The following is a 16,106-nucleotide window of genomic DNA, read 5'->3' as shown; positions in this document are numbered from 1 at the left end:
CAGGCACGTTTTTTTATCACGTGCCCTGCTGCCTATTACAGCCTGAGAGGTTCCCATGAGCTTGTTGTTAGAACCCTACACCTTACGCCAGCTAACCCTGCGCAACCGCATCGCGGTATCCCCGATGTGTCAGTACTCAGCGCTCGATGGCCTGACAAACGACTGGCATCTGGTTCACCTTGGCAGCCGAGCAGTGGGCGGTGCCGGCCTTGTCTTTACCGAGGCCGTTGCGGTCACCAAAGATGGCAGAATCACGCCTGAAGACCTTGGCCTGTGGAACGATGAGCAGATCGAAGGCTTGCAGCGAATCACCCGCTTCATCAACGCTCAAGGTGTTGTTGCAGGCATTCAGCTTGCTCACGCCGGGCGCAAGGCCAGCACCTGGCGGCCGTGGTTGGGCAAGTCGGGCAGCATCAAAGCCGAAGAGGGCGGCTGGACGCCTTGGGGGCCATCGCCGATTGCTTTCGATCCCAAACATACTGCTCCGGTGCAATTGAGCGAGGCGCAGATTCAGGACGTCATTCAAGCCTTCGTGGCCTCTGCAAAGCGGGCGCTGACGGCCGGTTTCAAGGTGGTTGAAGTGCATGCCGCCCACGGCTATCTGTTGCACCAGTTCCTGTCGCCGCTCAGCAATCAGCGTCAGGATAAATACGGCGGCTCATTTGAAAACCGTATTCGCCTGACGCTGGAGGTGACTCAAGCGGTCCGTGCCGTGTGGCCTGAAGAGTTGCCTTTGTTTGTGCGGGTCTCCGCCACTGACTGGGTGGAAGATGGCTGGAACCCCGATGAAACCGTTGAACTGGCGCGCCGCTTGAAAGATTTGGGTGTTGACCTGATTGACGTGTCGTCGGGCGGCACTTCAGCCAATGCTGAAATTCCGGTGGGTCCGGGGTATCAGACGCGCTTCGCCGAACGGGTTCGCAAGGAGTCGGACATGGCGACGGGCACCGTAGGCATGATCACTGAACCGGCTCAGGCCGAACATATCCTGCGCACTGGGCAGGCCGATATCATCCTGCTCGCCCGCGAACTGTTGCGTGATCCCTACTGGCCGCTGCATGCCGACGATGACCTCGGCGGCCGCAAGGCAACCTGGCCTGCGCAGTATCAACGTGCGACCCATCGCGACCAGCCGATTCATGAGTCTGATTTGCGGGATTAGTGCCTGAGTGAGAGTCGGCGCTTGCGAACAAGCATCACACCGTGGGACCGGCTAGCCGGGAATGGGCCGATACAGTCGGCTCATTTCTGTCGCCAGTCATTCGGCCTTCCCGGCTAATGCCGGTCCCGCGTCGTTGCAACATCTGGAAGCACACCGACTCTCCAGTCCTGACACACTTCGTTTTACTCTGCCGTGTACCCAATCGAATGAAAAAAGTCTGTGGAGGCTTTCCATGAACACGCGTGGCTTACTCGACCAACTTCTTAAATCCGGCCAGGAGATGCTGCAGAACAAGGCCGGTGGTGCCGGGCATCAGCAAGGCGGCAAGAAATCCTCTGCCGCGGGCGGCCTGGGTGGTTTGCTGGGCGGTGCTGGCGGCGGTGGTTTGAGCAGTCTGTTGTCGGGGGCGGGTGGTGGTGCCCTGGCTTCCGGTGCCATGGGTTTGCTGATGGGCAGCAAGGGCGGGCGCAAAGTCGGCGGCAAAGTGCTGACCTATGGTGGCTTGGCGGCGCTGGGCGTCATTGCCTACAAGGCATATGGCAACTGGCAGGCCAAGCAGGGTCTGGCCACTCAGGGTGAGCCACAAACCATTGATCGTCTGCCACCGGAGCAAGTCGAGGAGCACAGTCAGGCAATCCTTCGGGCCCTGGTTGCCGCGGCAAAATCTGACGGTCACGTGGATGAGCGCGAACGTGAGTTGATCGAAGGTGAATTTACCAAGCTGACCGGTGATCAGGAGCTGCAACAATGGCTGCACGCCGAACTGAACAAGCCACTGGACCCCGTTGAAGTCGCGCGCGCCGCGAAGACGCCGGAAATGGCTGCAGAAATGTACATCGCCAGTGTGATGCTGGTGGATGAAGAGCAATTCATGGAGCGTGTTTATCTGGACGAACTGGCCCGTCAGCTCAAGCTGGCACCCGCGTTGAAAGCTGAGTTGGAGATACAGGTGCGCCAGGCTCAGGGTTGATTGCAGTCGATTATGCTTGCTCGCAGCAAATGACAACGCGGTATGCCTTTCAACCGTGTCTCATTTATCGCGGGCAAGCCTCGCTCCTATCAAACAAGAAATAACTACCTGATTTGAAATGCATTTTCTGTAGGAGTGAGCTTGCTCGCGATAGCTTCAGCACAGGCAATATATTCATCGACCAACAGATCGAATCGCGAGCAAGCTCACTCCTACAGGTCCCGTGTTTGCTGCGCGACAGCGTGGTGTCAGTGACACCGGGGCGGCTCCCACAGTTCTTGTGTCCAGCTGCCAAAATACCCATTTGTAAAACTCCATCGCACCCTGCATTCCTTCGAATACCCAAGGCCTTTAAGAAAATTCTCGGGGTCTTGTGGGAATATGCCTAATTTATCTCTGAAACAACCCCCTTAGTTCGTCAGAGCCTGGGCTATACTCAGGCCGCGTTGGGCCGTTAGTCGGTCCGCTTCTTGAACCCGGCGTGAAGTCCGGTGTTGAACTCTTGAGGGATGACCGTGAAGAACTGGACCTTACGCCAACGGATCTTGGCGAGTTTCGCCGTAATTATCGCCATCATGCTCATGATGGTTGTCGTGTCGTTTTCCCGCCTGCTATCCATTCAGTCCAGTGAAGAAGAAGTTCGCCTTGATGCACTTCCAGGCGTGTACTACAGCACCCTGCTGCGCAGCGCCTGGGGAGAAAGTTACATCCGCACTCTCGAGCTGATCGGTGAAGGAGAAGGACGTGAGTTGACCGGCCCGGAAAAAGACCAGTTCAAGGATTTCGAGGCGCGTCTTCAGCAGCAGGTGGACAACTATAAACAGACCATCTTCGACGATAACGATCGCGCAAATTTCACTGACTTCGAGCGGCAGCGCGAGACGTACACGCGCCTGCTCAATGACGTGCACACCAGTTTCCAGCGCGGCGACTATATAAAAGCCAAGACCGAGTTTTATGATCAGACCAGACCAGTATGGTCGGCGGGTCGTAAGCAACTTAACGACATCATCGTCATCAACAAAAAAGTAGCTGATGACGCTACCGACCGAATTGTCGTGGCTGTTACCGGCGCAAAAATCAGCATGGGGCTTTCTCTGCTCATTGCGATCATTGCTGCGACATCATGCGGGCTGTTGCTGATGCGCTCGATCATGTCGCCGATGCAACGCATCGTCAGCATCCTTGAAACCATGCGCACGGGCGACTTGAGCAAACGGCTCAATCTGGATCGCAAAGACGAATTCGGCGCTGTGGAAACCGGCTTCAACGACATGATGACCGAGTTGACCGGGCTGGTTTCCCAGGCGCAACGCTCTTCGGTACAGGTTACGACCTCCGTCACCGAGATCGCTGCAACCTCCCGGCAGCAGCAGGCCACGGCGACCGAGACCGCAGCGACGACCACCGAGATCGGCGCGACTTCCCGGGAAATTGCGGCCACTTCCCGCGACCTGGTACGCACGATGACCGAAGTGACCAGTGCTGCTGATCAGGCTTCGATCCTCGCCGGTTCCGGCCAGCAGGGCCTGGCGCGGATGGAAGACACCATGCACCAGGTGATGGGCGCGGCGGATCTGGTCAACGCCAAACTGGCGATCCTCAATGAGAAGGCCGGCAACATCAATCAGGTGGTCGTGACCATCGTCAAGGTTGCTGACCAGACCAACCTGCTGTCGCTCAATGCTGCCATCGAAGCTGAGAAAGCCGGTGAGTATGGCCGTGGTTTTGCGGTGGTTGCGACAGAAGTACGCCGTCTGGCTGACCAGACTGCGGTGGCGACTTATGACATCGAGCAGATGGTCCGTGAGATCCAGTCGGCGGTGTCTGCCGGTGTGATGGGCATGGACAAGTTCTCCGAGGAAGTGCGCCGCGGCATGTTCGAAGTCACCCAGGTCGGCGAACAGTTGACGCAGATTATTCATCAGGTGCAGGCGTTGGCGCCTCGGGTGTTGATGGTCAACGAAGGCATGCAGGCTCAGGCCACCGGCGCCGAGCAGATCAATCAGGCGCTTGTGCAGTTGGGCGATGCCAGTAGCCAGACTGTGGAGTCCTTGCGTCAGGCCAGTTTTGCCATTGATGAGTTGAGTCAGGTGGCGGTCGGTTTGCGTAGCGGCGTTTCGCGTTTCAAAGTCTGAGTACTGACCATGAGCGATCAACCGGTCAGTCGCGGCAGTTCCTCGGTAGTGCCGAAAAACAAGCTGTTCCTGCTATTTCGTATCGGCGATGAACGCTACGCACTGGAGGCGCTGCAAGTCGCCGAAGTGCTGCCGCGTCTACCGCTCAAGGCCATTGCCCAGGCTCCACGATGGGTCGCAGGTGTGTTGGCCCATCGCGGCGATATGATCCCCGTGATTGATCTTGCAGCGTTGGCGTTCGGGCAGATCGCCAAGTCGCGAACCAGTACGCGATTGGTGTTGGTGCATTACCAGGTTGATGCCGGACAGCCCAAGCGCTTGCTGGGGCTGATTATCGAGCAGGCCACCGACATGCTGCGATGCGCGCCGGACGAGTTCAAGGACTACGGCCTGGACAATCCTGAGGCGTCCTATCTGGGGCCGGTACGCGAAGACGCGTCAGGGCTTGTGCAGTGGATCCACGTCCAGGACTTGCTCAGTGATCAGGTGCGTGAGTTGCTCTATCCGGCGCAGCCCCCGGAAGCTGAATTGATTGGAGAGGCACCATGAGCCAGGAGGCGCGCTTCTTCGGTTTTCTCAAGGACCGCATCGGTCTTGATGTCGCTTCCATAGGTGAGGCGATCGTCGAGCGTGCGATTCGTCAGCGTTATCTGGCCACCAAGGCTATCGACAGCGACGGTTACTGGCAGCTTCTGCAGTCATCGGCTGAAGAGCAACAGGCGTTGATCGAGGCTGTAATCGTTCCCGAAACCTGGTTTTTTCGCTATCCGGAATCCTTTGTTTCATTAGGCAACCTCGCCAAGGCACGCATTGCCGAGCTGAACGGCTTACGGCCGATCCGTATCCTCAGCCTGCCGTGTTCCACGGGTGAAGAACCTTATTCCATCGCCATGGCTCTGCTGGATGCGGGTGCGCTGGCAGCGCAGTTCACCATCGATGCAATGGATATCAGCCCGATATCAATTCAGCGCGCAGAGCGCGGCGTGTACGGTAAAAACTCGTTTCGCGGCGATGACATTTCTTATCGTGATCGTTATTTCAACGCCTCCGACGACGGTTTCGAGTTACAGGATCGGGTGCGTGAACGGATCAGCTTCCGTGCCGGCAATTTGCTCGATCCGGCACTGACAAACCAGACGGCCTATGACTTCGTGTTCTGTCGTAATTTGCTGATCTATTTCGATCAGCCCACGCAGAAACATGTGTTTGAGGTGCTCAAGCGCCTGACCCGCGATGACGGCATTCTGTTTATCGGGCCTGCCGAAGGCAGCCTGTTGACGCGCATGGGCATGCGCTCGATTGGTATTCCCCAGACTTTTGCGTTCAGTCATTACAGCGCTCCGCAAGAGCCCGTACCGCTGCCTGCTGAGCCCTCTCCGCGCAGTGCAATTGTCCCGCCGGGTTTCAACCCGCGAAGCGTTTCGCGTACTCCGCCGCGACCGACCACCGTGTCGCTTGCGCCTACGCAACGGTCACCTTCCGTTGCAACGGGGAGCCCTGTTACGGCAACGGGTAGAGACGACGTTGCGACATTGCTCGCCACCATCGCCAGCCTTGCCAACGAAGGCAAAAGCGCTGATGCACGCGCTGCGTGTGAGCGCTTTCTGAAAAGCCATGAACCCGTGGCGCAGGTGTTTTACTGGTTGGGGTTGCTCAGCGAGGTCGAAGGCAGCAATGCCCAGGCTCAGGGCTTTTATCGCAAGGCGCTGTATTTGCAGCCGCAACACCCGGAGGCATTGGCGCAACTTGCAGCGTTGCTGGCGGCCCAGGGTGATAGCGCCGGGGCACGCAGGCTGAATGAACGTGCGGCCCGCAGTATGAACAAGCAAGGTGGTAGCCCGCGATGAGCAGAATCTTCAGCTATTCGAGCTTCATCCACGAGGATGCGCAGGCAATCGATGACTGCTGGAATCGCATCGGCATTCATGGTGACCGGTCGTGCCCGCTGCTGGTGGAGCATATCCACTGCCGTAACTGCCCGGTCTATGCCGCAGCGGCTACCAGCTTGCTGGATCGCTACGCGCTGACCCGAGGCGATGACGATCATGTGCAAGGGGCCGATTTCAAGGTCAAGACCAGGACGCGCTCGATTCTGGTTTTCCGTCTGGGCGAAGAGTGGCTGGGGTTCCCCACTCGCTGTATGGTCGAGATTGCACCATCACAAACCATTCATTCGCTGCCGCATCAGCGTTCCCGGGCACTGCTCGGTGTGGCCAATGTGCGTGGTGCGCTGGTTGCCTGCCTTTCACTGGTGGAATTGTTGGGGCTTGATACGACGGTTGTGCCTGCGCAATCGAGCCGGATTATGCCGCGCATGCTGATCGTGGCCGCTGACGGCGGTCCGGTGGTGGTGCCGGTGGATGAAATTCACGGTATCCATGCCATCGAAGAAGATCTGCTGGACTCGGCTTCGACTTCCGGAACGCATGCCAACGCGCGCTTTACCCGAGGTGTCTTGCAATGGAAGGATTACAGCCTGCGTCTGCTCGATGAAGAACAACTGTTGTCGGCGATCAATCGGAGCCTTTCATGACGCCAGATGAAATGCGCGATGCCTCGCTGTTCGAGCTGTTCACCCTTGAGGCCGAAGCCCAGACTCAAGTACTGAGCGGTGGTTTGCTTGCCCTTGAGCGTGACCCGACCCAGGCCGATCACCTGGAAGCCTGCATGCGTGCCGCCCACTCACTCAAAGGCGCGGCACGTATCGTCGGTGTCCATTTCGGTGTCAGCGTTGCCCATGTCATGGAAGATTGTCTGGTCAGCGCTCAGGAAGGTCGTCTTTATCTGCAGCCCGAACATATCGACGCCTTGCTGCAAGGGACTGATCTGTTGATGCGTATTGCGACGCCTGGCGTGAGCAGCGTCGCGCAGGCCGATATCGACGCTTACGTAGAACGGATGAACACCCTGATGACCCAGGGCAGCGGTATGCTGCGCGGTGCGACGCTATCAACACCGTCCGCGGACGATGCCTTGTTGGCGGCCGCGATGGGGTTGACGCAATCGACGCCTTCCGGTCTTGATCCGTTGCTCGCACTCAAGCTTCCTGACGAAAATCCGGTGCCCGGTATTGCGACTGTGCCAGTGCCAGTGCCAGTGCCGGAGCCGTTGTCGTCTGTCGACGAAGGCCCGGTTGAGCCTGTTGCTGCGCCTGCCATGCGGCGTAACCGTCGGGCATCCGAGGGCGGCGAGCGCGTGTTGCGGGTGACGGCCGAGCGACTGAACAGCTTGCTGGATCTATCGAGCAAGTCACTGGTCGAGACGCAACGCATCAAGCCTTATCTGGCCAATATGCAGCGGCTCAAGCGTATCCAGACCGGCAGCAGTCGCGCGCTGGATGATCTTGAGGCCAGTTTTGGTGAGGCCGGTCTTGGTCCGGATGCGCAAAAAGCCCTGGACGAAGCGCGCCGTCTACTCGCCGAAGCGCAGCAGATGCTGGTTAGCCAGACTGCTGAACTTGACGAATTCGGCTGGGTGGCGGGGCAGCGAGCGCAGGAGCTTTATGACACTGCACTGGCTTGCCGGATGCGACCGTTTGCCGATGTTCTGGCCGGTCAGGCGCGCATGGTGCGTGATCTCGGACGCGAGCTGGGCAAGCAGGTCCGGCTGGAAATCGAAGGCGAAAAAACCCAGGTCGATCGTGATGTGCTGGAAAAGCTCGAGGCCCCGCTGACCCATTTGCTGCGCAACGCTGTGGACCACGGCATCGAGCTACCTGAAACGCGGCTGGCTGCGGGTAAACCGGCAGAAGGACTGATTCGTCTCAAAGCGTCCCATCAAGCGGGCCAGTTGCAGGTCGAGCTCAGCGATGACGGCGGCGGTGTTGACCTTGAGCGGTTGCGCAGCAATATCATCAAGCGTCAATTATCGCCTGCTGAAACGGCGTCGCAATTGAGCGAAGAAGAACTGCTGACGTTCCTGTTTCTGCCCGGTTTCAGTTTGAAAGACAAAGTCACCGAAATTTCCGGACGTGGCGTCGGCCTTGACGCTGTCCATGACATGGTTCGCCAACTGCGCGGCGTGGTCTTCGCTGAACAGCAGGCAAACCATGGCACCCGGTTTGTGGTGGAAGTGCCGTTAACCCTGTCGGTAGTGCGCAGCCTGGTAGTAGAGGTCGGCGGCGAAGCCTATGCGTTCCCGTTGGCGCACATTGAGCGCATGAGCGATGTGCACAGCGACGATATTGTCCAGCTCGAAGGGCGCCAGCATTTCTGGCATGAAGGGCGACACGTCGGCCTGGTCGCCGCTAGCCAGTTACTGCACCGGCCACCAAGCCAGAGCTCTGAAGGTGTGCTCAAAGTCGTGGTGATCCGTGAGCGGGATGCGGTCTATGGCGTTGCTGTCGAGCGTTTTATCGGCGAGCGCACGCTCGTGGTATTGCCTTTGGATCCCCGGCTGGGCAAGGTCCAGGACATCTCCGCGGGTGCCTTGCTCGACGATGGCTCGGCGGTGCTGATCATCGATGTCGAGGATATGCTGCGTTCGGTAGAGAAGTTGCTCAACACCGGACGTCTGGAGCGCATCGATCGGCGCAATCGTCAGATTGACGCTGTATCGCGCAAACGTGTGCTGGTGGTCGACGATTCGTTGACGGTACGTGAGTTGCAGCGCAAGTTACTGGTCAATCGCGGCTACGAAGTGGCCGTTGCCGTGGACGGTATGGATGGCTGGAATGCATTGCGCGCAGAAGATTTCGATTTGCTCATCACCGATATCGACATGCCCCGCATGGACGGTATCGAACTGGTCACGCTGGTACGTCGGGATACTCGATTGCAGTCCCTGCCAGTGATGGTCGTTTCCTACAAGGATCGCGAAGAAGATCGCCGTCGTGGTCTGGATGCGGGGGCTGATTACTATCTGGCCAAGGCCAGTTTCCATGACGACGCGTTACTCGATGCCGTTGCTGAATTGATTGGGGATGCTCAGGCATGAAGATCGCGATCGTCAATGACATGCCTATGGCAGTCGAGGCCTTGCGTCGGGCGGTGGCTCTGGAGCCTTCGCACGAAGTGGTGTGGGTGGCGGGCAACGGGGCAGAGGCGGTGCGTAAATGCGCCGAGCTGCTTCCGGACGTCATTCTGATGGACCTGATCATGCCGGTCATGGACGGCGTCGAAGCCACCCGGCAGATCATGGCTGCGACGCCTTGCGCGATTGTGATCGTCACCGTCGACCGCCAGCAAAATATGAATCGTGTGTTCGAAGCGATGGGGCATGGTGCGCTGGATGTCGTGGATACGCCCGCCATCGGCGCAGGCAACCCCAGGGACGCCGCCGCACCGCTGTTGCGCAAGATCCTCAATATCGGCTGGTTAATGCGCCCGGAGCAACGCTCCGAACCGATTGTTTCGGCACCGTTGCGCTCCAGTAGTCAGCGTCAGCAATTGGTGGCTATCGGTTCGTCGGCAGGCGGGCCCGCAGCGCTGGAGATATTGCTGAAAGGCTTGCCGGTCAATTTCCCGGCGGCCATCGTGTTGGTGCAGCACGTGGATCAGGTTTTTGCCGCTGGCATGGCTGAATGGCTCAGCAGCTCCTCGGGGTTGCCGGTGCGGCTGGCTCAGGAAGGCGAACCGCCTCGGCCTGGCACGGTGCTGCTGGCGGGCACCAATCACCATATCCGTTTATTGAAGAACGGCACGCTGGCCTATACGGCAGAACCGGTCAATGAAATTTATCGGCCATCCATTGACGTTTTTTTTGAAAGCGTGGCGCGTTACTGGACCGGAGAAGCAGTAGGTGTTTTGCTGACGGGCATGGGACGCGACGGGGCTCAAGGCCTCAAACTCATGCGCCAGCAAGGTTATTTGACCATCGCTCAGGATCAACAGTCCTGTGCGGTGTACGGCATGCCCAAAGCGGCAGCTGCCATTGATGCGGCGGTCGAGATCAGACCGCTGGAGACTATTTCGATGCGTTTGAAAGAGGTGTTCGCCCCATGAGTATTCAGGCGAAATCACTATCAGGCGCTGGACAGGAGTTCGGGAATGAATGACTTGCTGCTGGACTCCCTCCAGCCAGATGACGAAAACTCGGCCATGGTGCTGCTGGTCGATGATCAGGCGATGATCGGCGAAGCGGTCAGGCGTAGTCTGGCCAACGAGGACCGAATCGACTTTCACTTCTGCGCTGATCCGCATCAGGCCATTGCTCAGGCGATCCAGATCAAGCCCACGGTTATCCTGCAGGATCTGGTCATGCCAGGCCTGGACGGCCTGACGCTGGTGCGCGAGTACCGCAATAATCCGCTGACCAAAGACATTCCGATCATCGTGCTTTCGACCAAGGAAGACCCGATGATCAAGAGCGCGGCGTTTTCTGCCGGTGCCAACGATTATCTGGTCAAACTGCCGGACACGATCGAGCTGGTGGCGCGGATTCGTTACCACTCACGTTCGTACATGACCCTGTTGCAACGTGACGAAGCCTACCGTGCCTTGCGCGTGAGTCAGCAGCAGTTGCTCGATACCAACCTCGTGCTGCAGCGCCTGATGAACTCTGATGGTTTGACAGGCCTGTCCAACCGTCGTCACTTCGACGAGTACCTGGAGCTGGAGTGGCGTCGTGCGAGCCGTGATCAGACCCAGTTGTCGTTGATGATGATCGATGTCGATTTCTTCAAGGCGTACAACGACAACTTCGGCCATCTGGAAGGCGACGAAGCGCTGCGTCAGGTGGCCAAGGCCATTCGCGCCAGTTCGGCTCGCCCATCAGACCTGCCTGCGCGGTATGGCGGTGAGGAGTTCGCGCTGGTGCTGCCCAATACGTCACCGGGTGGCGCACGGCTGCTGGCCGAGAAGCTGCGCATGACCGTCGCGGGCATGAACATCCCGCACATCGCGCCGACACCTGGCGCTTCGTTGACGGTCAGCATTGGCGTATCGACCATCGTCCCGCAGCCTGGCACCAACAGCCGCCAGTTGATTCAGGAAGCGGACAAAGGGCTTTATGCGGCCAAGCATAATGGGCGTAATCAGGTTTCGGTGGCGTAGGGGGAATTGTGGTGACTGTATCGCGGCGAGCATAGGTATCTAGATAAATTCTGTATCTGTGTACATATCCGTTACCGTAGTCACGGCTTTAATTGGTTGCGCTTTTACAGCGCCTCACTTTTGAACATCCGGAAGCCGGCCCAGACAAAAGTAAGCAAAACGCTCTTGCCCCACCACTAGGTGCCTCGCTGTCGCTCGGCATACCCGTAATCCGACATTACTGCGTGGGGCCGCCGCCACCGGCCATCCATGGCCTGAGGCGGCTAAACCGGCATCACTGCCGGTTTGCACCACGCAGTAATATCGAATTCCGGCCGGCGTGGTTTAACGGGGCGCCCAAGATCAAAGTCAAAAGCAGATCAAAAGCAGCGATTTCACCCCGGACCGGTACAGGCTGTGTGAAAACCTCACGAGCCAATTAGCTGGCTAAAAAACGCTCAAAAAAACGCGTTCCTACGTGAGTTTGAGGTCTGTGACCCACACAAACTTTTAAAGATTTCACGTGAGCGCGCGCAGTTTGTTTTTGTCTGAGGGTTTTCACACAGCTTGGGTAGGAGCGAACTTGTTCGCGAGGCGTTACCACAATCACCACCTGCATCGTTTGACACACTGCTTCGCAGCCTTCGGCAGCACCTACAGAAACCCGGAAAGTTCACGCATCAGGTCGGCTGTCAGGCCGCCGTGCTTTTGATTTTGATCTTGGGCGCCCCGTTAAACACGCTGGCCGAACGCAGATTCTGAAGCGTGGATAAACCGGCAAGGATGCCGGTTTAGCCGCACCGGGCCATGGATGGCCCATTGCGGCGGCCCACGGTTCAGGATCTGCGGGCGGGTACACCGAGCACTAGCGAGGTGCCGAGTGGTGGGGCAAGAGCCTTTTGCTTACTTTTGGGCTCCTTTCAAAAGTGAGGCGCTGTAAAAGCGCAACGAATATCAGCCATGACCGCTATAACGGATATGTACACGATCGATGCATGGAAAGATGTGTAGACCTATGCCGCGATAAGATCACCGCAGAGTCTGCAGATCTCACACCCTATCAGTGGCTTTCACGCCAAACCACTGCCCAACGGGCTGCCTTCATCCGGTTCACTCGGGTATACTCACCGGCTTTGAAAATTTCGCCTGCGAGTGCTGCCCACCATGGAAATCAACCCGATCCTAAACAGCATCAAGGACCTGTCCGAGCGCTCCGAAACCATTCGGGGGTATCTTTGACTACGATCACAAACATGATCGTCTGACCGAAGTTAACCGCGAGCTCGAAGATCCAAATGTCTGGAACAACCCAAGCTACGCCCAGGAACTAGGCCGCGAGCGTTCGCTGTTGGCGCAGATTGTAGACACCCTGGACGAAATGTCCTCCGGTCTGGCCGATGCCAAAGACCTGCTGCTGATGTCCGCCGAAGAAGAAGACCAGGCTGCCGTCGATGACGTGGCTGCCGAAGTCGAGCGCCTGCGTACGTCGCTTGAGAAGCTTGAATTCCGTCGCATGTTCAGCGGCGAGATGGACCCTAACAACGCCTACCTGGATATCCAGGCCGGTTCCGGCGGTACCGAAGCACAGGACTGGGCCAACATCCTCCTGCGCATGTACCTGCGCTGGGCTGACAAGCGCGGTTTCGACGCTACGATCATGGAACTGTCCGCCGGTGAAGTCGCCGGTATCAAGGGCGCTACCGTGCACATCAAGGGCGAATACGCCTTTGGCTGGCTGCGTACCGAAATCGGCGTGCACCGTCTGGTGCGCAAGAGCCCGTTCGACTCCGGTAATCGTCGTCACACCTCGTTCTCGGCGGTCTTCGTTTCTCCGGAAATCGACGACAACATCGAAATCGACATCAATCCGTCGGACCTGCGTATCGATACCTATCGTTCGTCCGGTGCCGGTGGTCAGCACGTTAACACCACTGACTCGGCCGTGCGGATTACTCACGTACCGACCAACACCGTGGTGAGCTGTCAGAACGAACGTTCCCAGCACGCGAACAAAGACACCGCGATGAAAATGTTGCGGGCGCGCTTGTATGAGCAGGAAGTGCAGAAACGCAACGCCGCTTCCCAGGCACTGGAAGACACCAAGTCCGATATCGGCTGGGGTCACCAGATCCGTTCATACGTGCTGGACGCCTCGCGGATCAAGGATCTGCGGACCAACATCGAACGCAGTGACTGCGACAAGGTGCTGGACGGCGATCTCGACGAGTACCTGATTGCGAGCCTGAAACAAGGGCTGTAACCCGTCAGCCTTGATCTTCAAGACCCCCGTGCAAACGCGGGGGCAACGAACCTGTGATGGAATATTTAAAGACATGAGCGACCAACAACTCGACCCGCAAGCCCTGCAACAGGAAGAAAACACCCTGATCGCCCTGCGCAAGGAAAAGCTTGCTGCCGAGCGCGCCAAGGGTCAGGCCTTTCCTAATGACTTCCGCCGCGACAGCTACTGCAATGACCTGCAGAAAAAGTACGTGGACAAGACCAAGGAAGAGCTGGCTGAAGCGGCGATCCCGGTCAAGGTTGCCGGTCGCATCATGCTCAACCGTGGCTCGTTCATGGTGATTCAGGACATGACCGGTCGCATCCAGGTCTACGTCAACCGCAAGACTTTGTCGGAAGAAACCCTGGCCGCAGTGAAAACCTGGGACCTGGGCGACATCATTGCTGCTGAAGGCACTCTGGCGCGTTCGGGCAAAGGCGACCTGTACGTTGAAATGACCAGCGTGCGTCTGCTGACCAAATCCCTGCGCCCGCTGCCGGACAAGCACCACGGTCTGACCGATACCGAGCAGCGCTATCGTCAGCGCTACGTTGACCTCATCGTCAACGAAGAAGTGCGTGATACCTTCCGTGTGCGTTCTCAAGTCATCGCTCACATCCGCAGCTTCCTGATGAAGCGTGACTTCCTGGAAGTCGAAACGCCAATGCTGCAGACCATTCCTGGCGGCGCAGCAGCCAAGCCGTTTGAAACTCACCACAATGCGCTGGACATGGAAATGTTCCTGCGTATCGCGCCTGAGCTGTACCTGAAACGTCTGGTGGTTGGCGGCTTCGAGAAAGTGTTCGAGATCAACCGCAACTTCCGTAACGAAGGCGTCTCGACCCGTCACAATCCTGAGTTCACCATGCTTGAGTTCTATCAGGCGTATGCGGATTACGAAGACAACATGGACCTCACCGAGGAGCTGTTCCGCGAACTGGCTCAACTGGTTCTGGGGACTACTGATGTGCCTTACGGCGACAAGGTATTCCACTTCGGCGAACCATTCGTGCGTCTGTCGGTGTTCGACTCGATCCTCAAGTACAACCCGGATCTGACCGCTGCTGACCTGCAAGACATCGACAAGGCTCGTGCCATCGCCAAGAAAGCTGGCGCCAAAGTGCTGGGCTTCGAAGGTCTGGGCAAGCTGCAGGTGATGATTTTCGAAGAGCTGGTCGAGCACAAGCTGGAGCAGCCGCACTTCATCACTCAGTACCCGTTCGAAGTGTCGCCACTGGCACGCCGCAACGATGACAACCCGAACGTCACCGACCGTTTCGAGCTGTTCATCGGCGGCCGTGAAATCGCCAACGCTTACTCCGAGTTGAACGACGCGGAAGATCAGGCCGAGCGCTTCCAGGCTCAGGTTGCCGACAAGGACGCGGGCGATGACGAAGCCATGCACTACGACGCTGACTTCGTGCGTGCGCTGGAGTACGGCATGCCGCCGACTGCCGGTGAAGGCATCGGCATCGACCGTCTGGTCATGCTGCTAACCAATGCCCCGTCGATCCGGGACGTGATCCTCTTCCCGCACATGCGCCCACAAGCGTAAGTGACGTGAAAAACGAGCCGCCTGTGATGGGCGGCTTTTTTTTGCGTGACGATTTGGCCTCTGAAAGCTTCAGTTCAGACATGTTGGTTTACATTTTCAGCGCAACTGGCATCTTGGCCACATGTCATTGAGATCTTCTGTAGCAACTGCTCTTGTCCCCGACACAGCGCTAACTGGACCTGTAGGAGCTGCCGAAGGCTGCGATCGCGGTATGTCAGGATGAACGCTTCGCAGCCTGCGGCAGCTCCTACAAAAAATGGTCGTTAAGTAAAAAAAGGAAATTTCTACCGTGACCCGTTCGATTGCTCAAAATGGAGCCGCTGGTGCTGCCAGCGCCGTGGTGCAAAGTGTCGAGTATCAAGGTCGCAAGGCAAGTCGACAGGGCAGTGAACAGCGCAGGCAGGACATTCTCGATGCCGCCATGCGCATCGTGGTCCGTGACGGCGTGCGTGCGGTGCGTCACCGCGCAGTGGCTGCGGAAGCGGGTGTACCGCTGTCGGCCACCACGTACTACTTCAAGGACATCGATGATCTGCTCACCGACGCTTTTTCTCAGTACGTCGAACGCAGCGCCGCGTACATGGCCAAGCTCTGGGAAAGTACCGAAGTCACCTTGCGCGAAATGGTGGGGCGTACTGACGGCACGACTGCTGGTCGTGCGCGTCTGGCTGATGAAATCGCGATCATGGCCATGGAATATATTCGTCGGCAACTGTCGACCCGCCGCGATTATTTGATTGCCGAACATGCCTTCCATTGTGAGGCGTTGATTAACCCGCGTCTGGCCCGACTGGTGGATGCGCATCGGGATATTCTGCTGCAAGGTGCCTACCGCCTTTTGCAGGTCATGGGTTCGGTTCAGCCGCTTCAGGACGCTCAAGTGTTGACGGGGGTCATGTGTCGGATGGAGTATCAAGGTCTGCTACATGGCCCGCAGCCCGACGCGGACAAAGAAAACCTCGGTATTCTCACCCGTCAGATGCATCTGGTATTAGGCACGACAAAGCCGCTCGACGAGTGACAAGCCCC

General features: G+C 57.9%; 12 protein-coding genes. All 12 read left to right on the top strand.

What is annotated here, in order from left to right:
* Positions 1 to 55: 55 nt before the first annotated feature.
* The 12 genes from RX972_RS09725 to RX972_RS09670 all read left to right on the top strand — a co-directional run bounded on the left by RX972_RS09725 (position 56) and on the right by RX972_RS09670 (position 16,098).
* Complete coding sequence (locus RX972_RS09725; RefSeq protein ID WP_316874625.1) at positions 56 to 1,162, top strand: NADH:flavin oxidoreductase/NADH oxidase; 1,107 nt, start codon at positions 56 to 58, stop codon at positions 1,160 to 1,162.
* Positions 1,163 to 1,394: 232 nt separating this feature from the next.
* Entirely contained in the window at positions 1,395 to 2,132 is a 738-nt protein-coding gene (locus RX972_RS09720) for a tellurite resistance TerB family protein (protein ID WP_027902615.1), read from the top strand.
* Positions 2,133 to 2,647: 515 nt separating this feature from the next.
* Entirely contained in the window at positions 2,648 to 4,270 is a 1,623-nt protein-coding gene (locus tag RX972_RS09715) for a methyl-accepting chemotaxis protein (RefSeq protein WP_231676162.1), read from the top strand.
* A 9-nt stretch (positions 4,271 to 4,279) separates the two neighbouring features.
* A complete protein-coding gene (locus RX972_RS09710) occupies positions 4,280 to 4,819 on the top strand; it encodes a chemotaxis protein CheW (RefSeq protein WP_027902617.1) in 540 nt (179 codons plus the stop codon).
* Positions 4,816 to 6,117: a protein-glutamate O-methyltransferase CheR gene (locus RX972_RS09705; protein WP_316874621.1), complete on the top strand. Its 1,302-nt coding sequence runs from the start codon at positions 4,816 to 4,818 to the stop codon at positions 6,115 to 6,117. The genes RX972_RS09710 and RX972_RS09705 overlap by 4 nt, the downstream gene beginning before the upstream one ends.
* Positions 6,114 to 6,803: a chemotaxis protein CheW gene (locus RX972_RS09700; protein ID WP_027902619.1), complete on the top strand. Its 690-nt coding sequence runs from the start codon at positions 6,114 to 6,116 to the stop codon at positions 6,801 to 6,803. Before RX972_RS09705 ends, RX972_RS09700 begins: the two co-directional genes overlap by 4 nt.
* Positions 6,800 to 9,205, top strand: coding sequence for a hybrid sensor histidine kinase/response regulator (locus RX972_RS09695; protein ID WP_316874619.1), 2,406 nt, complete (start codon positions 6,800 to 6,802; stop codon positions 9,203 to 9,205). Before RX972_RS09700 ends, RX972_RS09695 begins: the two co-directional genes overlap by 4 nt.
* Entirely contained in the window at positions 9,202 to 10,212 is a 1,011-nt protein-coding gene (locus tag RX972_RS09690) for a chemotaxis response regulator protein-glutamate methylesterase (RefSeq protein WP_316874617.1), read from the top strand. Before RX972_RS09695 ends, RX972_RS09690 begins: the two co-directional genes overlap by 4 nt.
* A gap of 45 nt (positions 10,213 to 10,257) precedes the next feature.
* Positions 10,258 to 11,262 (top strand): PleD family two-component system response regulator, encoded by a 1,005-nt coding sequence (locus tag RX972_RS09685; RefSeq protein WP_231676148.1) that lies wholly within the window; start codon positions 10,258 to 10,260, stop codon positions 11,260 to 11,262.
* Between the two features lie 1,143 nt (positions 11,263 to 12,405).
* Positions 12,406 to 13,501, top strand: a protein-coding gene (prfB, locus tag RX972_RS09680; protein ID WP_316874615.1) for a peptide chain release factor 2 whose coding sequence is annotated in 2 segments (ribosomal slippage) — positions 12,406 to 12,477 and positions 12,479 to 13,501 — 1,095 coding nt in all. Because the reading frame shifts where the segments join, the coding sequence is not laid out codon by codon here.
* A 73-nt stretch (positions 13,502 to 13,574) separates the two neighbouring features.
* Entirely contained in the window at positions 13,575 to 15,077 is a 1,503-nt protein-coding gene (gene lysS, locus RX972_RS09675) for a lysine--tRNA ligase (RefSeq protein ID WP_122396167.1), read from the top strand.
* A gap of 289 nt (positions 15,078 to 15,366) precedes the next feature.
* Positions 15,367 to 16,098, top strand: coding sequence for a TetR/AcrR family transcriptional regulator (locus RX972_RS09670; RefSeq protein ID WP_099267667.1), 732 nt, complete (start codon positions 15,367 to 15,369; stop codon positions 16,096 to 16,098).
* The last annotated feature ends 8 nt before the right edge of the window (positions 16,099 to 16,106 follow it).

Source organism: Pseudomonas syringae group sp. J309-1 (assembly GCF_032582135.1).
Taxonomy (GTDB): domain Bacteria; phylum Pseudomonadota; class Gammaproteobacteria; order Pseudomonadales; family Pseudomonadaceae; genus Aquipseudomonas; species Aquipseudomonas quasicaspiana.
The sequence above is the reverse complement of the archived record's forward strand: the minus strand, read 5'-3'. Positions and strand labels throughout refer to the sequence as shown.

What these genes read in the sequence shown, in the direction of transcription:
- RX972_RS09725 (WP_316874625.1), top strand. Translation starts at nt 56, where the DNA reads ATGAGCTTGTTGTTAGAACCCTACACCTTACGCCAGCTAACCCTGCGC.
- RX972_RS09720 (WP_027902615.1), top strand. Translation starts at nt 1,395, where the DNA reads ATGAACACGCGTGGCTTACTCGACCAACTTCTTAAATCCGGCCAGGAG.
- RX972_RS09710 (WP_027902617.1), top strand. Translation starts at nt 4,280, where the DNA reads ATGAGCGATCAACCGGTCAGTCGCGGCAGTTCCTCGGTAGTGCCGAAA.
- RX972_RS09705 (WP_316874621.1), top strand. Translation starts at nt 4,816, where the DNA reads ATGAGCCAGGAGGCGCGCTTCTTCGGTTTTCTCAAGGACCGCATCGGT.
- RX972_RS09700 (WP_027902619.1), top strand. Translation starts at nt 6,114, where the DNA reads ATGAGCAGAATCTTCAGCTATTCGAGCTTCATCCACGAGGATGCGCAG.
- RX972_RS09695 (WP_316874619.1), top strand. Translation starts at nt 6,800, where the DNA reads ATGACGCCAGATGAAATGCGCGATGCCTCGCTGTTCGAGCTGTTCACC.
- RX972_RS09690 (WP_316874617.1), top strand. Translation starts at nt 9,202, where the DNA reads ATGAAGATCGCGATCGTCAATGACATGCCTATGGCAGTCGAGGCCTTG.
- RX972_RS09685 (WP_231676148.1), top strand. Translation starts at nt 10,258, where the DNA reads ATGAATGACTTGCTGCTGGACTCCCTCCAGCCAGATGACGAAAACTCG.
- lysS (WP_122396167.1), top strand. Translation starts at nt 13,575, where the DNA reads ATGAGCGACCAACAACTCGACCCGCAAGCCCTGCAACAGGAAGAAAAC.